The 17,588-nt window shown below is 49.8% G+C and carries 15 protein-coding genes; 11 read left to right on the top strand and 4 right to left on the bottom strand.

Annotated elements, in window-relative coordinates:
* Positions 1–99: 99 nt before the first annotated feature.
* Entirely contained in the window at positions 100–2,697 is a 2,598-nt protein-coding gene (locus HNV11_RS00675; RefSeq protein WP_171737820.1) for an FtsK/SpoIIIE family DNA translocase, read from the top strand.
* A 138-nt stretch (positions 2,698–2,835) separates the two neighbouring features.
* A complete protein-coding gene (locus HNV11_RS00670) occupies positions 2,836–3,477 on the top strand; it encodes a LolA family protein (RefSeq protein WP_171737819.1) in 642 nt (213 codons plus the stop codon).
* A 61-nt stretch (positions 3,478–3,538) separates the two neighbouring features.
* On the opposite strand, the gene upp is transcribed toward HNV11_RS00670, so the two are convergent.
* Positions 3,539–4,186 carry a uracil phosphoribosyltransferase gene (gene upp, locus HNV11_RS00665; protein ID WP_171737818.1) on the bottom strand — a complete coding sequence of 216 codons (648 nt, stop codon included), beginning with the start codon at positions 4,184–4,186 and terminating at the stop codon, positions 3,539–3,541.
* A 131-nt stretch (positions 4,187–4,317) separates the two neighbouring features.
* Here upp and HNV11_RS00660 point away from each other — a divergent pair, with 131 nt between their 5' ends.
* Together HNV11_RS00660 and lpcA are read left to right on the top strand one after the other, a co-directional pair.
* Positions 4,318–6,096 (top strand): hypothetical protein, encoded by a 1,779-nt coding sequence (locus tag HNV11_RS00660; protein WP_171737817.1) that lies wholly within the window; start codon positions 4,318–4,320, stop codon positions 6,094–6,096.
* A gap of 91 nt (positions 6,097–6,187) precedes the next feature.
* The gene (lpcA, locus tag HNV11_RS00655; RefSeq protein ID WP_171737816.1) at positions 6,188–6,763 is read left to right on the top strand and encodes a D-sedoheptulose 7-phosphate isomerase; all 576 of its coding nucleotides are present in this window, start codon (positions 6,188–6,190) and stop codon (positions 6,761–6,763) included.
* 10 nt (positions 6,764–6,773) lie between these two features.
* Here lpcA and HNV11_RS00650 read toward each other — a convergent pair whose 3' ends face one another.
* On the bottom strand, positions 6,774–8,954 hold the full coding sequence (locus tag HNV11_RS00650) for a tetratricopeptide repeat protein (protein WP_171737815.1): 2,181 nt from the start codon (positions 8,952–8,954) through the stop codon (positions 6,774–6,776).
* Positions 8,955–9,421: 467 nt separating this feature from the next.
* Here HNV11_RS00650 and HNV11_RS00645 point away from each other — a divergent pair, with 467 nt between their 5' ends.
* The 3 genes from HNV11_RS00645 to nth all read left to right on the top strand — a co-directional run bounded on the left by HNV11_RS00645 (position 9,422) and on the right by nth (position 10,989).
* The gene (locus HNV11_RS00645) at positions 9,422–10,021 is read left to right on the top strand and encodes an RNA polymerase sigma factor (protein ID WP_093826131.1); all 600 of its coding nucleotides are present in this window, start codon (positions 9,422–9,424) and stop codon (positions 10,019–10,021) included.
* Positions 9,996–10,247 carry a hypothetical protein gene (locus tag HNV11_RS00640; RefSeq protein WP_171737814.1) on the top strand — a complete coding sequence of 84 codons (252 nt, stop codon included), beginning with the start codon at positions 9,996–9,998 and terminating at the stop codon, positions 10,245–10,247. The genes HNV11_RS00645 and HNV11_RS00640 overlap by 26 nt, the downstream gene beginning before the upstream one ends.
* Positions 10,248–10,332: 85 nt before the next feature.
* Positions 10,333–10,989 (top strand): endonuclease III, encoded by a 657-nt coding sequence (gene nth / locus HNV11_RS00635; protein ID WP_171737813.1) that lies wholly within the window; start codon positions 10,333–10,335, stop codon positions 10,987–10,989.
* A 39-nt stretch (positions 10,990–11,028) separates the two neighbouring features.
* Here nth and HNV11_RS00630 read toward each other — a convergent pair whose 3' ends face one another.
* Positions 11,029–11,448 carry a nucleoside-diphosphate kinase gene (locus tag HNV11_RS00630; protein WP_171737812.1) on the bottom strand — a complete coding sequence of 140 codons (420 nt, stop codon included), beginning with the start codon at positions 11,446–11,448 and terminating at the stop codon, positions 11,029–11,031.
* Positions 11,449–11,599: 151 nt separating this feature from the next.
* On the opposite strand from HNV11_RS00630, the gene HNV11_RS00625 reads away from it, so the two are divergent.
* The 4 genes from HNV11_RS00625 to rdgB all read left to right on the top strand — a co-directional run bounded on the left by HNV11_RS00625 (position 11,600) and on the right by rdgB (position 15,354).
* Positions 11,600–12,616, top strand: coding sequence for a DHH family phosphoesterase (locus HNV11_RS00625; protein WP_171737811.1), 1,017 nt, complete (start codon positions 11,600–11,602; stop codon positions 12,614–12,616).
* 109 nt (positions 12,617–12,725) lie between these two features.
* Positions 12,726–13,637: an FKBP-type peptidyl-prolyl cis-trans isomerase gene (locus HNV11_RS00620; protein ID WP_171737810.1), complete on the top strand. Its 912-nt coding sequence runs from the start codon at positions 12,726–12,728 to the stop codon at positions 13,635–13,637.
* Positions 13,638–13,809: 172 nt separating this feature from the next.
* Positions 13,810–14,715, top strand: coding sequence for an FKBP-type peptidyl-prolyl cis-trans isomerase (locus tag HNV11_RS00615; RefSeq protein WP_171737809.1), 906 nt, complete (start codon positions 13,810–13,812; stop codon positions 14,713–14,715).
* A 60-nt stretch (positions 14,716–14,775) separates the two neighbouring features.
* Positions 14,776–15,354, top strand: coding sequence for an RdgB/HAM1 family non-canonical purine NTP pyrophosphatase (gene rdgB, locus HNV11_RS00610; protein ID WP_171737808.1), 579 nt, complete (start codon positions 14,776–14,778; stop codon positions 15,352–15,354).
* 79 nt (positions 15,355–15,433) lie between these two features.
* Here the strand turns inward: rdgB and HNV11_RS00605 are convergent, their stop codons facing one another.
* Positions 15,434–17,548: a peptidylprolyl isomerase gene (locus tag HNV11_RS00605; protein WP_171737807.1), complete on the bottom strand. Its 2,115-nt coding sequence runs from the start codon at positions 17,546–17,548 to the stop codon at positions 15,434–15,436.
* Positions 17,549–17,588 lie beyond the last annotated feature (40 nt).

Below are 17,588 nucleotides of genomic sequence, written 5' to 3'. Positions count from 1 at the left end.
GAACCGTTCCCGCGCTTTTCCTGAATTCGATGCGTTTCCCCGCGGTTTTTCGTTAAAATTTTGGAAATTTACTCTTGCCGCTTACAGCTTCACCCACGCATGGCACAACCAACCACTTCACCCCGTCAGAATACACTTCGCCAACCGCCCCAGGAGCGCGTTCGACAGAATACCCCCCGGCCAGCCCGCGAAGGCGCGTCAACCCCTAGGGCTCGTCCCAAACGCCCTTCGTTTGACTGGGCAGCCGCACTTGACCGGTGGCTGACGGACCAGCGCTCTACGCTGACCTTTGGCGTTTTGCTGATGCTGCTGGCAATTGGGTTGTTAGTAGCGTTTACGTCTTACCTGATTACCGGTCCGGCAGACCAGAGTGTCGTTGGATCGGCCTTTTCCGAACCGCTGGCCGAAACAGGTTCTGAAACGCGCAACTGGCTTGGTTTGGCGGGTGCGCTGATTGCCCAGGCGTTTGTATTTCGGTGGTTTGGCGTGGGGGCTCTGGCCTTACCGATTATCATGTTCCTGGCTGGGTATAAGCTTACGTTTGGGCATGAGTTATTACCGCTCAGGCGAGCCACGACAGGGCTGTTATTTCTGGCAGTCTGGAGCAGCCTTTTTCTGGGCTATATAGTTCTGGTAACTGACTCCGCCGAAACGGCCAGCTTCTGGTGCGGAGGCATTGGGTACGAAATGAACAGCGCCTTACATAGCCTGTTTGGGTGGGGAAACCTGGCGTTTATTGGGTTCGTCCTGTTCATGTTCGTCGTTTATTTCTATGATGTACGTAACCTGAAACTTCCGTCCTTTGCCACCAGCCCCTCTTCTGCATTGACCAGTCAGAGCGACGATACCCTTCAAACCTACGAAGACGGCGATGCAGAACCGGATGAAGAGGACACCGATACGTTGGACAGTCTGCCGATTGTGAATGAATCAAGCCTCCCCGTTACAGAACCTGAAGCAGCCGTTACGTCTATAGATACCTTACAGGCCGATACCAGCTACCCGGAAACCCCTCTGCCGGACGTAATTGCCAAAGCCACCGGCGTTACATTAACCATTAAGAATCGGGATGCGATCGTCGATGAACTGCAGGAAGAAACAGGCGAGTTAAGCGCTACGCCCGCACCAACGTTTGAGCCTGACCCGTTTGAAGAAGACGATCTGGTAGCCCTGCATGGTTTATATGACCCTACCCTCGACCTGCCGCAGTATCAATATCCGACCAACGAGCTTCTGACCGAATATCAAAATAACCGTAAGGCGCAGGTATCTGACGATGAACTGACGGCGAACAAAGAGAAAATTGAGAATACCCTGCGCAACTTCGGTATCGAAATTGACTCTATTCAGGCGTCCATTGGGCCAACCGTAACGCTGTATGAAATCGTACCGGCCAAAGGAGTCCGTATTTCAAAAATCAAGAGTCTTGAAGACGACATTGCGCTGAATTTGTCGGCGCTCGGTATTCGGATTATCGCGCCCATGCCGGGTATGGGTACCATTGGCATCGAAGTACCGAACAAGAACCGCGAAATGGTTTCCATGCGGTCGGTTATTACCAGCGATGTATTCACCAATAGTAAGTTCGACCTGCCAGTGGTGCTAGGCAAGACCATCTCGAACGAAATTTACGTGGCCGACCTGGCAAAGATGCCGCACCTGCTCATGGCCGGAGCTACGGGGCAGGGTAAGTCCGTCGGGCTGAATGTCCTGCTGACTTCACTGATTTACAAGAAGCACCCGTCGCAGCTCAAACTGGTCCTGGTTGATCCAAAAAAGGTTGAATTAACCCTTTTTAACAAACTGGAGCGGCACTTTCTGGCTAAGCTTCCTGACTCGGAGGAGCCGATCATCACCGATACTAAGAAGGTTGTCAACACACTCAACTCGCTCTGTATTGAGATGGACAACCGCTACAATCTGCTTAAAGATGCGGGTTGTCGGAACCTGAAGGAATACAACGCGAAGTTCGTTAAACGACGGCTCAACCCCGATAAGGGGCACCGCTTCCTGCCTTACATTGTGCTGATTGTGGATGAGCTGGCCGATCTGATGATGACCGCCGGTAAAGAGGTCGAACAGCCCATTGCCCGACTGGCACAGCTGGCCCGGGCCATTGGTATTCATCTGGTTGTGGCTACGCAGCGACCATCGGTCAACGTCATTACAGGTCTGATTAAAGCCAACTTCCCGGCCCGTCTATCGTTTAAAGTAACTTCTAAAATTGACTCCCGGACGATTCTGGATACGGGTGGAGCTGAACAGTTAGTCGGTATGGGGGATATGCTGCTGTCGTCCAATTCCGACATTATTCGCCTGCAATGCCCGTTTGTGGATACCAATGAGATTGAAGAAATCTGTGAGTTTGTGGGCAATCAGCGAGGTTACGAAGAAGCCTATGCCCTTCCCGAATTTGTGGGTGACGACGGTGGACAAGGTGACGAAAAAGACGTTGATCTCGACAACCGCGACCCCATGTTCGATGAAGCGGCTCGCCTGATTGTGATTCATCAGCAGGGCAGTACGTCCCTCATTCAGCGTAAACTCAAACTCGGCTATAACCGGGCTGGCCGACTGATTGACCAGTTAGAAGCGGCCAAGATTGTGGGAGCGTTTGAAGGCAGCAAGGCCCGCGACGTACTGGTTACGGATTTGCAGACCCTGGAAGAAATGCTGAAGCGACTGAAAGGCGAATAAATAACCTTCCAATCAGGCCACCGTAGAGCTGTTGAATCACGATTAAACTTTTCACCTTCATTTGTGGTCTAAGCCAAGAGGACAGCAAGCGCTGCAAGTTGTTCCAACCATCTAAATTTACGAGTAACACCTATAAAAATGAAAAAAGTAGCATGGATGCTGAGTCTGGCCGTAGTGCTTTCGCTACCCGCCTTAGCTCAGAAAGACAAGCGGGCACAAACCATTCTGGACGCGATGAGTAAAAAGTACAAAGCCCTGAAATCATATCAGGCGGCTTTTACGTACGCCAGCGCCGGGGCAGGTGCCAGTGAGTCTTATAAAGGCGATCTGACCGTAAAAGACAATAAATTTCGACTGACGTTAGGCGGGCAGGAAGTTTTCAACGACGGCAAAACGATGTCTACGTACATTAAGGAATCAAATGAAGTGAATGTACAGGATTACGATGCCAGCGCGAATAGCGAACTGAATCCTGCGCAAATCTATAGCATTTACAAACGCGGCTTTGACTACCGGTTTGTGAAAGAACAAAAGCAGGGCGGCCGGACACTGGAAGTAATTGAATTGACGCCAAACCGCGAGAAGAGCCCGATCGCGACGGTTCAGATTTCAGTCGATAAAGCCGACAAATCTGTCCGGAACTGGGTAATCGTTAACAAAGACGGCAAACGTACGTCCTACACGATCACGAAGTTTACGCCGAACGTGAATGTAACGGATTCGTATTTTGCTTTTGATAAAACAAAGTACCCCGGCGTTGAGGTTGTGGACCTTCGTTAAAAACCCTTACGCATGTAGCCGTCAGTTAATCGCAGGATTGACTAACGGCTTTTTTTATAAACTATACCTTGGCGCCAAACGCCAGATCACCGGCATCGCCAAGGCCCGGCACAATATAAAAATGTTCGTTCAGATGGTCGTCAATGGCACCCAGCCACAGGTGACACTGGGGTAACTGCTCCTGCACATGCCGGACACCTTCCGGACTGGCCAGCACGGCGGCAATGTGAGTCTGGGCCGGAATGCCATACCGTAACATGGCATGATACACTTTTTCGAGGGAACGGCCCGTGGCCAGCATGGGGTCGCAAAGTATAAGCGTTTTACCGCTTAGATCGGGCCCAACGATATAGTCCATCGCAATTTCAAACTCATCGTGTTCGCCCGGAGCGTATCCTCGGTAAGCACCGGCAAACGCATTCTCCGCCCCATCGAAATAATTCGCGAACCCCTGATGGAACGGTAATCCCGCCCGCAAAATCGTAGCCAGAACAGGCTGCTGCCGAAGCAGCTGCGTATGGGCAATACCCAATGGAGTCTGGATAGCCACATTATGAAATGGCATTGTTTTCGAGATTTCATAAGCCATCAGTTCGCCCAGCCGTTCCAGATTCCGGCGGAAGCGCAGACGGTCTTTCTGCACCGAAACGTCGCGAAGTTCGGCCACAAACTGGTTGGCCAGCGAAGGCTGTTGAGCAAAAACAAACATAGAGCGCAGGGATATTGCCGCCTAAATTAGCCGGAGGGCTCGTGTATATCCAAACCAATTCCCTAATTTGTCGGTCAGATAAGGTTTTCAGAGAAGAAATAAGGAGCAGGGCGAGTTAGCCGGTGACTTGTATGCGCAGATTTTTTTACGTTTTCAGCTTTTTGGTAGTATCGTTTTCAGCCTGGTCACAGAGTCCATTTATTCCCCTCAACGCGGATTACTACCACCTCATTGATCGGCTGGAAATTCGACAGGGCCGCTGGGCAGATGGTTTCCATAGTTCCGTAAAACCCTATAACCGCCAAAGCGTTGTGCAGCTAACTGATAGCCTGCTGGCCGCTCCCGGACGCGATTTTTCGGATACGGACTATTTCAACCTAAGTTATCTGCGCGACGACAGCTGGGAATGGGTACCGTCAAAAGCCGACTCGCTCAGGCCTGATCCGTTTACCAAACACTTACTGCCTGCCCCCGGCCCAGGCGACAGCGAGAAGCCATTTCTGAAAGTTTTTTACCGTAAAAAAGCTGACTTCTATAGCCTGCAAACACCCGACGTTGACCTGCACGTAAGTCCGGTTATCTATTTTGGAATTGGGGCCGAGCAGGTTTCAGGCCAGGGGGAAGCGAATACCTCTTCCAGCCATTATCCTTTTGTTAATACCCGGGGGCTGGAAGTGCGCGGCACCATTGGCAAAAAGCTGGGCTTTTATACGTTCTTTGCCGACAATCAGGCGGTTTACCCTCAATACGTCAACGATTACGCTCAACTCTACCGCCGTCCCATTTCTGGTGTTGGCTTCGCACCCGGCGAAGGGTTTGCCAAACCTTTTCGTCAGAATGGCACAGACTTCCTGACCGCACGGGGTTATTTTACGCTGAATATCCTGAAGATTATTAATCTGCAGTTTGGCCATGATCGAAACTTCTTTGGTAACGGGTTCCGATCCCTACTGTTGTCAGATAACAGCGCCCCTTACCTGTTCCTGAAACTGACGACCCGGCTCGGCAAGAAAATTCAGTACACGAATCTGTTTACCGAACTTCAGAACACCCAGGACGTAAAAGTTGGCAGTAGTTTATTCACGCAGAAGTTCGCGGCTATGCACCACCTTAGTGTCAATATTACGCCCCAGATTAACCTGGGGGTATTTGAAGCTGAAGTATTCAGTCGGGATCGGCTAGACCTGAATTACCTCAACCCGATTATTTTTTACCGCTTCGTTGAGTCGTACCGCGGCAGCGCAGACAATGCTATGATCGGGCTTGATTTTAAAGCCACTCTATTCACGCATTTTCTGTTCTACAGCCAGTTTCTGCTCGACGAGTTTCTGCTGAAAGATCTGACCGGCGGCAAGGGCGCGTGGACCAATAAGTTCGCGTTTCAAGCAGGCGTTAAATACATCGATGTACTCGACGTACCGAATCTCGACGTTCAGGCCGAACTGAACCTGGCCCGCCCGTATACGTACTCGCACCTGACTACACCCTTCGTCACGGCGGGGCAAGCCAATTATGCGCATTATAGCCAACCCATGACTCACCCGCTGGGCGCTAACTTTGTTGAGGGGCTGGGCATTGTTCGGTATCAGCGTAAGCGGCTGTATGCCAACGGCATTTTTGGTCTGATGAGTTTTGGCGCCGACCCACCGGGACGTAATTACGGCGGAAATATTCTTCTTAATTACGATAGCCGGGTTCGTGACGAAGGGAATTTTATTGGGCAGGGCCGCCGAACCCTGGTTACTTACGCTGACCTGCGCGCGTCATATATGATCCGGCATAATGTGTTCCTGGAAGGTCGTTTTCTGTACCGATTCAAAGACAGTCAATATCGCCCCGACAGTTATATTGATAATGTCGCCAGCTTTGCGCTGCGCTGGAACCTGCCCTACCGGAACTGGGTGTTCTAACCTGGTCAGATCAGAGTTGGTACGTAATACGTAAGTTTGTGGTCAATTGGCTTTCCGATTACGAGCCGACTTATCAACAAATCGCCCCTTCATGCTCGATATTATCCGTCAGGAGCTAACCGAAGCTCAATCCGTTTTAGATACCTTTCTCAGCAATCCCGATCATCTGACGGCTATTGAACAGGCGGCCCGGCTTATGGCCAATGCGCTTCGAAATGGCCACAAGATTATATCCTGCGGTAACGGAGGTTCACACTGCGATGCTATGCATTTTGCCGAAGAGCTATCCGGTCGGTATCGCGATAATCGTCGTTCTTTAGCCGCCATTGCTATTTCTGACGTGAGTCATCTTTCCTGCGTCAGCAATGATTATGGCTATGAATTCGTTTTTTCACGCTTCATTGAAGGGTTAGGTAACGAAGGCGACATTCTGCTTGGCTTGAGCACCAGTGGCAATTCAGCTAATATCATTCAGGCCGTAGCGGCTGCCCGGGCGAAAGGCATGAAGGTGGTTTTGCTGACCGGCAAAGATGGCGGCAAACTCGCCGGGCAGGCCGATGTTGAGATTCGCGTACCACACTTTGGCTACGCCGACCGAATTCAGGAAATTCATATTAAGGTTATTCACCTGTTTATTCTTCTCATCGAAAAGCAGGTGATTGGCTAAGCACTGCTTATCAGGCCGTTGCCATATCAGACGAGGTGGGTAAAATAAAGATAAACGTAGTGCCTTCTCCAACCCCCGAATGCACCTCATACCGTCCCCGGATAGTATCCATCCGAGCCTGTATGTTACGAAGTCCCATGCCTGTAGCATCAGCGGGGTCCATACCACAACCGTTGTCTTTTACAATCATATTCAGTTCACTGCCAAACCGGCGGAACAGAATGTCGGCCTCAGTAGCTTCTGAATGACGTAGTATGTTACTACACAGTTCAATGCAGATCGAATAGAGATTAAACTCCGTAGTTTTATCCAGACGAATGAGTTCTGCCTGATCGAGCCGGAAGGTAATCTGCTGTGATAAGTTCAGCTTTTTAACCAACCGTAGTAACGCTTCCGACAGTCCCTGTTTTTCCAGTTCATCGGGCTGGAGGTTATGCGAGAGATAGCGAATTTCAGCGAAAGCCTCTTTGGTCATATTTTGCAGATTCCGGTAAATCTGCTGCTCACGCTCCGGCATCTGTACCGGATTCAGCGCCGACAAACTGGTTTTAATTGCGGCTAGTAAACCACCCAGACTATCGTGAAGATCGGCCGCCATCCGCTTACGTTCAAGCGTCTGCCCACGCAGGAGGGCTTCCTCAATTTCGCGATTTTTGGCCCGTAATTGATCGTTGGCTAGTTTCAACTCCGCCGTGCGAACCGCAACTTTGTCTTCTAGGCCGCGGTTGAACTCTTCAATCTCCTGCTTTTGCCGGGCAATCAGGCGGCTCTTACGGTAATAAACCGCTACGAAGACCAGCAGCATTGCTACGCCACAAACGAGAACGACCCGCATCAGTGACTCCTGTTCAATAGCATAACTGAGCGCTTCAATACGGGCTCGCTGCTCCAGCCGATTTTTTTCTGAATCGGCGCGCAGGCGTTCCGTTTCAATCCGCTGCCGAAGTTGATTCATACGGTTTTCACCGGCAATCTGTTCGCGTTCGGCCGCGGCCCGCAATCGGGCTATCTCAGCCTGCCGACGCACATCCATAAGTTGACGCTGTTGAATCAGGTGTTGTTTCTCAGATTCATCACGCAGTTGCCGAATAGTGTATTCATTCTGCATGGCCAGGGTTTCTTCTACCCGTTTCTGACTATTCAGCGTATCCTTCAGAACCGTATACTGTTCAAATTGAACCAGGGCTTTTTCTGGCATATTCGACGCCCGATACGCATGGTATAGAGCCAGATTAGCCATCTGACGCACCCGGAGATTGCTCGTACCGACCAGCGCAGCCAATGAGCGTTCGCCATACGTAATCGCTACCCCGTATTGTCCTGTCTGAACATGACACTCTGCCAAACGCGCCCAGACTGATGCCTGCCCCAACTCATTATGAAGCCGCGTCCAGACACTCAGTGCTTCTTCAAAATAAGCAATAGCCTGTTGTGGCTGCTGACGGCTCGTATAAAAGTCGCCTAATCGCTCATCGGCGTAGGCGATATTAGTTTGCGAGGTTGTTTCCCGCGTTAACCGACGGCTCTCCTGATACTGAGCCTGAGCAGCCTCGAATTGGCCCTGAATTTCATAGACCTCACCAATCTGACTCGTTGCCTGCGCCATCAGCAGCTTGCGGTTCTGCCTGGAGACAAGCGTATTGTGCGGTAATAGACTCAACGATTTCTGGTAGCTTTTCAAAGCATTTGGGTAGTCTTTGAGCAAGGTGTAAATTTCACCCATGTTCATCTCTACCTGCCAAAGGGGCGAACTTCGTCTGGGCAGACCTGCGCATAAGACAGAAGCCTGCTTGTTAATCTGCAAAGCACGCGGGAAGTCATTTTTCAGGATGCGGTAGTAATATTCTGACAGCATTAGCCCCCGGACCTGATACAGCGAGTTATGCAGTAGCCGCGCCTGCTGCACCAGGCGGTCAGCATAGTAGAGGCTGCTATCGCTACGTTCGTGTCGCCACTGTTTGAATATAACGGCCAGATTTCGTAAGCCTTCGAGCCGGAGCGTGTCGTTAGACAGCGTATGGGGTAATCGTTCCGTGAACCGGATATAGCGATGGCCGATCGTCCGCAGGCTATCCATATAGTGATCATCAGACCGACGATCAAAATCAAGTTCAGGCAGGATCGGACGCGTTTGCGCCTGACACTGACCATAACCAATCAACAGCAGAATCCAAATTACTGAACGTCCCATAGGTCGCCAAGTTGACGGATAAACCGTCTGTTCGGAGGTTAAAAGTACCCACTTTAACCAGACTATCAAGAGTTTAGCCCAAAAAACTTCGCTTCACTCAACCGGAATAGTCTTTGGCCTCTTAGTCGTATTTTTTAAAGGCCGGGAAATAAATTCCTAAACTTTTTTTACGTTTGGCTTAAACGATCGGTAATAATTTAGGGTCTATAGCGTAGAAGCATCCGTAAGTACAATTATTTCTTCAAATAAGTCTTTCTGACTATATTTATAGTTTATTCTTAAAACTGAGCGAATGGTCCGAATTTTCTAAATATTATCTGCGATTTGGCAAATATTTTGTACTATACATTTGCAAATGAACAGGCAAAAGCTTTATTTTGATTCCTGCATTTTTTCAATTCACAAAAAACATAACCTGCATATACTATCGAGAAACAGCTCTACGTTACTTAATTGTCTTACTGAAAATGGAAAAAGCCCAGGTAAACGACAGTGAGTTGATTTCCCTGTATATCCGAGGTAATGAAAAAGCCTTTGCTAAATTAGTGCAACGGCATAAATCGAAAATTTACACCACCATCTACCTGATAGTAAAAGACCAGTATGTGGCGGAAGATTTGATGCAGGACACGTTCATAAAGGCCGTGGACACGCTAAAGTCGGGTAAATATAACGAGGAAGGAAAATTTCTGCCCTGGATCATCCGAATCGCTCACAACTTGGCAATTGACTATTTCCGAAAAGATAAACGCTACCCCAGTGTGGTGTTTGAAGACGGAAGCAGTGTGTTTAATACGCTTGAGTTTGCGGAGGATTCTGTTGAATCGCTGCAGATTCGCCAGGAAACACACGAGCATTTGCGCGAATTGATTCAGCGGTTGCCGGAACAACAGCGCCAGGTGCTCATCATGCGGCACTACGAGGAAATGAGTTTCCAGGAGATTGCCGATGCAACCGGCGTCAGCATCAACACGGCTTTGGGACGTATGCGTTATGCGTTGATTAATCTGCGCAAACAACTGAGCAAACGTTCGCCGAGTTATGATAAAAACATTTACCCAAGATGATGTAGTCCGGTATGTCTACGAGGAGACCTCACCCGAGGAAAATCTGCTCATTGAAGATGCCCTGATGTCGGAGCCGGAACTGATGACGTTCTTTCTCGAAGCCCTCGAACTGCGGGCTTTGATGAACAAAATTGAACGCCAGCCACGAGCAAGTACGATTCAGAACATTCTGAATTACTCTAAAAACCATCCAGCAAACCCAACTGCTCGATTACGACAACCGTAACCAGCAGTTGGGTTTTGTTCATGTAACGTGGACTTCCAGAGCCGGTAATTATAGCGGCTCTGGAAGTCCATGTAGTTTACTTTTTATGCTTAAAAAAGAGCGTTTTCGCCGATTCATCGAGTACTTCACTCAGCACTATCCAGATCCCAAAACCGAGCTCCATTTCAGTAATCCATTTGAGCTGTTGGCAGCCGTTATTCTGTCGGCCCAATGTACCGATAAACGGATAAATCAGATCTCACCAGCTCTGTTTGCGCGTTTTCCAGAACCAGAGTCATTGGCGGCTGCGTCGGTTGAAGAAGTGTTTTCGTATATCCGCAGTGTGTCTTATCCGAATAATAAGGCAAAGCACCTGGTTGGTATGGCGAAGGCAGTGATGGAACGATTTGGGGGGGAGATTCCGGCAACGGTGGAAGAACTACAGACACTGCCCGGTGTAGGCCGCAAAACGGCGCATGTGATCCTATCGGTAGTTTATAATGAACCAACCATGGCGGTTGACACGCATGTCTTTCGGGTGTCGCACCGGCTTGGCTTGGCTCCACTTACGGCGACGACACCATTAGCTGTTGAAAAGGCGCTGATGGCGCACGTTCCGAAACAATACGTCCCTAAAGCTCACCACTGGCTTATTCTGCACGGACGTTATATCTGCGTGGCCCGTTTGCCCAAGTGTGAGCGTTGCGACCTGCGCGATTTCTGTAAATACTACGAAAAGAACCGGATAAACGCGCTAGTATAGTTGATTACCTATCTCGGTACGTTTATCCGGTTTTATATATCAATATTGTTCCGTAGCCGAAAAGAAGAAATTCCCTTCAATCTCGGCGTTTTCGTCAGAGTCGGAGCCGTGAATAGCATTTGCTTCGAGCGACCTGGCATACAGCTTCCGGATGGTGCCTTCTTCGGCCTGAGCCGGGTTGGTTGCGCCAATCAATTTACGAAAATCGGCAACCGCATTTTCTTTTTCGAGAATCATGGGGACAATAGCACCCGATGACATATAAGTCCGCAGGTCGTTATAGAACGGCCGTTCGCGATGAACGGCGTAAAACTGACCGGCCCGCTCAGACGTTAGCTGCGTTTTTTTAATCGCCACGATGCGGAAGCCCGCTTCCTCGATCATTTTAATAATTGCCCCAGTGTACCCAGCCTCAACGGCATCGGGCTTAATCATGGTGAACGTTCGGTTCGTTGCCATTTTAAGTATTTGTATCCAAATTTTATTCGCCCTATATAAGGCGGGGCAAAGGTAGGTAGTTTTGCCTGAAATGCCACGACCCTTGTGTTACCCGCTGGTATCCAAATTATTTGTACTTTTGAGCTTTGATTACGGCTCTGGCTGTTTGAATATGCAAGACATTGAAGCGATTGGCGCGGTTATCGGACAACCGCAAACCGTGCTGATTACGACCCACCAGAACCCCGACGCCGATGCGATGGGATCGTCGCTGGGGCTGGCGGGGTACCTCCGCAAGAAGGGGCATCGGGTAACCGTTGTAACACCAACCGATTACTCGCAGAATCTCCACTGGATGCCGGGTAACGACGACGTAATTGCCTTCGATGAGAAGATACGGGTACACGTGAGTCAACTGATCGAAGAAGCAGACGTCATTTTTTGCCTTGATTTTTCCAGTATGGACCGCATCCGGGACCTTGCCCCCATGGTCCGTCAATCCCGCGCCCGGAAAGTTCTGATCGACCATCATCTGGAGCCAGAATCGTTTGCCGATATCGCGTTTTGGGACCCATCCGCTGCGGCTACCGCTGAGCTGGTTTTTCGGCTTATCGTTCAATTAGGCGATAAAGGTCTAATTGACGTCTCCATTGCCGAATGCTTGTATTCTGGCCTGATGACCGATACGGGCTCGTTTCGCCATTCCAACACCACCGGTAATGTGCACCGGATGGCGGCCGAACTGCTTGACCTTCACATCGACGTAAGCAGTATTCACCGGCGCATTTTCGATAACGTTTCGCTCGACAAGTTTCGGTTGCTGGGCTACGTCCTGAACGAAAAATTAAAGGTGCTGCCTGAATATAAATTTGCCTACATCACGTTGACAGATAGTGAGTTGAAACAATACCGCTCTAAAACCGGCGACACAGAAGGTATGGTTAATTATGCGCTGGCCGTGGAGGGCGTGGTGATGGCCGCTATTCTGATAGACCGAAATGAGGAAATTCGTATTTCCTTTCGCTCTGTAGGCGATTTTTCCGTACGCGAGCTGGCCAGCAGGCATTTTGGCGGGGGGGGGCACCGAAACGCAGCCGGAGGGCGGTCCAGGGTTTCGCTGGCCGAAACCGAACAAAAACTCCTGATGGTTTTACCGGAGTATCAGCAACAGTTGCTGGAGACAGTTTAACAGGAGTTTGTCGTTTGATCAGTAGTTGCCGTAATGCCAGAATGTAACGAGTGAACCGCTATGGCGGATTGTATCATTTAAATTTTCAGTAGTAAACAAGTAACTTCTCATGTTTTTAAAACAATTCGGGAAAGCCGCCCTGATCGTCGCTGTAGTAGCGGCTTGCGGTAAAAACCGCGTACAGGTAACGGATAACGGCCTGAAATACCAGATTCACGAACAATCCGAAGGAACACGTAAGGGTAAAGTCGGCGATATTATCACGCTGCACCTGACGCTGATGAACAATAAGGACTCTGTGCTGCGGGATACGCATAAAGAGGGAGCGCCATTCCAGATGTTGTTACAAGTGCCGCCGTTCAAAGGCAGCTACGAAGAGGGTTTGACTATGCTCGGCAAAGGTGACAGTGCAACATTCTACGTAAGCGCCGATTCGCTGTTCACGCGGGCTATGCAGCCGCTACCGCCGGGTGTTCAAAAAGGTACGGACATCGGCATCGCCGTAAAAGTGCTGAACGTGCAGTCGGAAGAAGAATACAAGAAAGCACAGGCGGCCGACTACGAGAAACAGAAGGGCATTGACGCGAAAATCATTCAGGATTACGTAGCTAAGAACGGGCTGGCAGGTAAAGCGCAGAAGACTGAGTCGGGTGTGTATTACGTTGTGACACAGCCGGGTAGTGGCCCAACGCCATCGCGGGGCGACCTTGTGCAGGTACATTATACGGGTAAGCTGCTGAATGGTAAAGTATTCGACAGCTCGCGATCGAATCCGCAGGCGGGTGGCAAGCCAGTTCAGTTCCCGATTGGTGTTGGTCAGGTGATTCCGGGTTGGGAAGAAGGCGTAATGAAGCTGCACAAAGGCGAAAAAGCGACGCTGATTATTCCTTCAACGCTGGCTTATGGCCCACGCGGCAATCAGGGTATCGCGCCCAATTCGGTGTTGCTGTTCGATATCGAACTGGTAGACATTCAGAAAGGCCAGGCTGGCCAAATGGGCATGCCCCAGCCGGGTCAATAAATTAAATGCATCGGTTCTACAAAAAGTCCCGGAAGAGTTTGTTCTTCCGGGACTTTTTGTAGAACCGACCGGATAAACAAATACGAAGCTCAACGAACAGAGAGGTCGTTGATTTACGTTCTAAATATAATCGGGGCTGAATTAGACCCGTTCAGAAGCGTTTCCAAGATTTATGAAAGTGAATAATAGCCGTTTAAACTGGATATATGGTTTACTGGCCTTTTCGGCTATACTAGGGTCGTGTCAACAGCCGGGCGAAGACCTGACCGACCGTAAGCGACGCGAGAACGAAGCTGAAATTGATCAATATATTAAACAGAATAACCTGACGGCGACAAAGACTGAGCAAGGCATATATTTTATTCAGACAAAATCGGCACCTACTGGTCAAGCTCCGCAAACCGGTGACGAAGTGCGGTACCATTACATTACCCGCCGACTAGATGGTGTTATCGTCGATAGTTCGGATATAGCCGGCAGTAATCCCGCTACGGTTATATTAGCAGAGAGCAACACTACGGGAATTACGTTAGGCCAGTATGCCGGCGTTTTAAAATTACGTCAGGGCGAAGAAGGATCTGTTCTGGTTCCGGCTTATCTGGACGGCGGCCGCATCGGTACGCTGCTGCTACCCCAATATTCGCCGGTACGCTACGATTTACGTATTGTGAGCGTGCGTACCGAAGAGCAGCGGATTCTAGATTATATCAGTGCGAACAAGCTTACGGTGACTACCAAAACCGACGACGGCCTGCGCGTTATTAAGACATTGAGCCAGCCAGCCGATTCGATGGCTATCACGACTGGAAAAACGGTGACGCTTAACTATACTGGTAAGCGTCTGAACGGAACTACGTTCGATGCCAGCACAGCGGGCACCTTTCAGGTCAAAATTGGCGAAAAGCGGGTAGTACCGGGCTTTGAGAATGGATTGGCTACGTTACGTGCCGGTGAGAAAGCGACGCTGATTTTTCCTTCGAGCTTAGGGTATGGCGTAACAGGTACAGGAAGTGGGACCAACCGGATTCTACCCTATACTCCGCTGCTGTTTGAAATTACAATCGTTAAAGTGGAATAAATTTATCGTACCAGTCGGGGGCCGTTTGTAGTTATATCTGCAAACGGCTTTTTTATGCGTATGGAACTCTGCTTCGCTACCAATAATCAACATAAGCTGGATGAAGTTGCTGCTTGGCTTGGCGATTTATTTACCCTCAAAACCCTGCGCGACATCGGCTGCACGGACGAACTACCTGAAACGACAAATTCCATTTCGGGCAACTCACGCCAGAAAGCAGATTACGTCTGGACGCATTTTGGCGTGTCGTGTTTTGCTGACGATTCGGGTTTGGAAGCAGAGGCACTTAACGGTGAACCAGGCGTAAATTCAGCGCATTATTCCGGCAGTCGCGATACGGCCCGAAACATCCAGAAATTATTAACGAATCTTTCCTCCGCAGGCTCGCGACGGGCCCGTTTCGTAACTGTCTTTACGTTGGTGCTACACGGTGTCGAACACCAGTTTGAAGGCATTGTGGAAGGCCAAATTCTAGAAGAACCGCGTGGCAACGGCGGGTTTGGTTATGATCCGGTTTTCCTGCCCGACGGCTCTGACCGAACGTTTGCCGAGATGAGCATGGTCGAAAAGAACGCCATCAGCCATCGGTCACGGGCACTAGCTAAAATGGTCGCTTATCTCAAAGAGCAGGTGAAATGACCTCAATTGTCGATTGAAGCCATGAAAAAACCCACACCTGGAAATCAGATGTGGGTTTTTCATAAAGTGCCTGCAGGTTCTAGTAGAACTTAGACCGGCGGTCTTCTACCTTAGCGGCTTCCTTGATAGCCTCATTGATATAAAAACCGGTACGCGAAGCCGAATTCTGTTGAATCTGGGTCTTATAGAGCGCGTAATCGGCAACGGTCGGCGCGGGCGTAAGCTTCGTCGTTTCTACAATCAGCACACCGCTATCACCAATAATAGGTTTCGAACGTTTACCAGGCTTCTGCCCAAATGCGCGGCCCAGGGCAACTGGATCAACACCGGCACTGCGCAGAAATCCATTAGCCAGATTAACATCCTGTACGTCTTCAACCAGCGCGCCTGCACCATATTTCTGCGCAATGCTTTCCAGCGAGCCACTGGAGTTACCCAGTTTATTGATGATCTGTTCGGCCTTCAGTTCATTACGTACCTTAGCGGTTAATTCTGAACGGAAATCTTCCACTTTCACGTTGTCCTTTTCCGTCTTGTTCGTCAGAACAGCGATAACGTACTGATCACCTACTTCAAATGGCTCCGATACGTCGTTAATTTCGGTCTTATCGTCAAAAGCCCAGCGAACAATGCTGCGCGCGTCAGCCAGCGCATTGATATTCGCGGCACTCTCAGGGATACGATCGGCCGTAGCAACAACCAGCGACTTATCTTCTTTTACCTTGGTGTCAAACTCTTCTTTCGTCTGAACCTGCGAAGCAAACTGATCCGCTTTGCGGAGGGCTTCATCGCGGGTCGTCTGGCTTGGAGCAATGGCTTTACCGATGGCTGCTACGCGATAAAGCAGATTCGTCTTGGGTTCTGTGACCTTGATAATATGATATCCAAAATCGGTTTCAATAACCCGCGGAATCAAACCGGCTGACGTTGCCTCAAATACAGCCGACTCAAACGGTTTGACCATCTGCCCGTTGTTTTTAAAATAGCCCAGATCACCACCGTTCTGCGCTGATCCATCAGCGCTGTTCGATTGAGCCAGAGCTTCAAAGCTGGCTCCGCCCTGAATCTGCTTCAGAATGCTTTCCGCCCGGCGACGGGCATCGGCTTTGGCCGAGTCGGTCTGCGCAGTTGGCCGAATCAGAATATGACTGGCCCGAGCCGTAAAGCTGGTGTCTCTACGTGTACCACCATACTTATAGATAAAGTACGTGTTACCTTCCCGGAAAGGGCCATAAATACCACCCGGTGCAAAGGTGGGAATAGAAGCCCGCAGTTGTTCAGGCATTTCGCCTGCCGTCATATAGAGCGGTACGCGGACGTCGCTGTTTTGCAGCGCAAAGGCAGAATCGTTCTTAGCAGCGCCCAGACCACGAGCCAGCGTTTTGATTTCGTTATAAAGCGCGGCACTATCTTCCTTGGAAGGAGCTACCGAGAACGTAACGTATTGAATTGAGCGTGTATCGGCACCCGGATATTCATCCTTATGTTTGTCCAGATAGCTCTGCAACTGTGCGTCCGTAACCTTTACGGTCGTGTCATTGATCGTGTAATAAGGAACGAACAGAAGCTTGATGTCGGCTTTTGTATTCTGCGCCTGATATTCCTTCTGCGCTTCAGCGGTTGTTGCAAACACCGATAAACGCATCAGCCCTTCGTACTTTTCGCGCAACCGATCCTGCTGCAGGTTTCTTTCGAAATTAGCCCAGGCCGCCTGCTGTTGCGGTGGCAGGTTTTTTAACCCTTTTAGGTAGTTGATGATTGCACTTTTGTCAAATACGCCCGTCTGAGGGTTTGTAAAAGCTTGCCGAACGGCAGGGCTGATGTTGTTACCCTGCACCATGTCCACGAGTTCTTCCGGTGATACTTTCAGACCCAGTTTATCAAATTGTTCCTGGTAGGCAATTTCAAACAGTAGTTGATTCCAGGCCTGATCGCGAAGCTGAGCCATATCCTGCTCGGCTGGTGCACGACCCGTTTGCTGCTCGTATTGCGCCCGAAGCTCATCTACTTTGGCATTGAACTCCTGATAATCAATGGACTGGCCAGCGATTTCGCCGACTTCCTGTTGGTTTCCGCCGAACAGCATACTACGGCCGCCGAGCAAATCCCCTCCCACAATGAACAGAATCAGACTGACGGCAATAATACCCACAGCCAGTCCTGAACGTTCTCTGATCTTGTTAATGACAGACATTTCGCTTTTTACAGACAATTTAGCCCGCAAAATAACAATT

Origin of the sequence: Spirosoma taeanense (genome assembly GCF_013127955.1) — a bacterium.
In the GTDB taxonomy this organism is placed as follows: Bacteria; Bacteroidota; Bacteroidia; order Cytophagales; family Spirosomataceae; genus Spirosoma; species Spirosoma taeanense.
This window is presented reverse-complemented; position numbering and strand designations above follow the sequence as displayed.

What these genes read in the sequence shown, in the direction of transcription:
- HNV11_RS00675 (WP_171737820.1), top strand. Translation starts at nt 100, where the DNA reads ATGGCACAACCAACCACTTCACCCCGTCAGAATACACTTCGCCAACCG.
- HNV11_RS00670 (WP_171737819.1), top strand. Translation starts at nt 2,836, where the DNA reads ATGAAAAAAGTAGCATGGATGCTGAGTCTGGCCGTAGTGCTTTCGCTA.
- upp (WP_171737818.1), bottom strand. Translation starts at nt 4,186, where the DNA reads ATGTTTGTTTTTGCTCAACAGCCTTCGCTGGCCAACCAGTTTGTGGCC.
- HNV11_RS00660 (WP_171737817.1), top strand. Translation starts at nt 4,318, where the DNA reads ATGCGCAGATTTTTTTACGTTTTCAGCTTTTTGGTAGTATCGTTTTCA.
- lpcA (WP_171737816.1), top strand. Translation starts at nt 6,188, where the DNA reads ATGCTCGATATTATCCGTCAGGAGCTAACCGAAGCTCAATCCGTTTTA.
- HNV11_RS00650 (WP_171737815.1), bottom strand. Translation starts at nt 8,954, where the DNA reads ATGGGACGTTCAGTAATTTGGATTCTGCTGTTGATTGGTTATGGTCAG.
- HNV11_RS00645 (WP_093826131.1), top strand. Translation starts at nt 9,422, where the DNA reads ATGGAAAAAGCCCAGGTAAACGACAGTGAGTTGATTTCCCTGTATATC.
- HNV11_RS00640 (WP_171737814.1), top strand. Translation starts at nt 9,996, where the DNA reads ATGATAAAAACATTTACCCAAGATGATGTAGTCCGGTATGTCTACGAG.
- nth (WP_171737813.1), top strand. Translation starts at nt 10,333, where the DNA reads ATGCTTAAAAAAGAGCGTTTTCGCCGATTCATCGAGTACTTCACTCAG.
- HNV11_RS00630 (WP_171737812.1), bottom strand. Translation starts at nt 11,448, where the DNA reads ATGGCAACGAACCGAACGTTCACCATGATTAAGCCCGATGCCGTTGAG.
- HNV11_RS00625 (WP_171737811.1), top strand. Translation starts at nt 11,600, where the DNA reads ATGCAAGACATTGAAGCGATTGGCGCGGTTATCGGACAACCGCAAACC.
- HNV11_RS00620 (WP_171737810.1), top strand. Translation starts at nt 12,726, where the DNA reads ATGTTTTTAAAACAATTCGGGAAAGCCGCCCTGATCGTCGCTGTAGTA.
- HNV11_RS00615 (WP_171737809.1), top strand. Translation starts at nt 13,810, where the DNA reads ATGAAAGTGAATAATAGCCGTTTAAACTGGATATATGGTTTACTGGCC.
- rdgB (WP_171737808.1), top strand. Translation starts at nt 14,776, where the DNA reads ATGGAACTCTGCTTCGCTACCAATAATCAACATAAGCTGGATGAAGTT.
- HNV11_RS00605 (WP_171737807.1), bottom strand. Translation starts at nt 17,548, where the DNA reads ATGTCTGTCATTAACAAGATCAGAGAACGTTCAGGACTGGCTGTGGGT.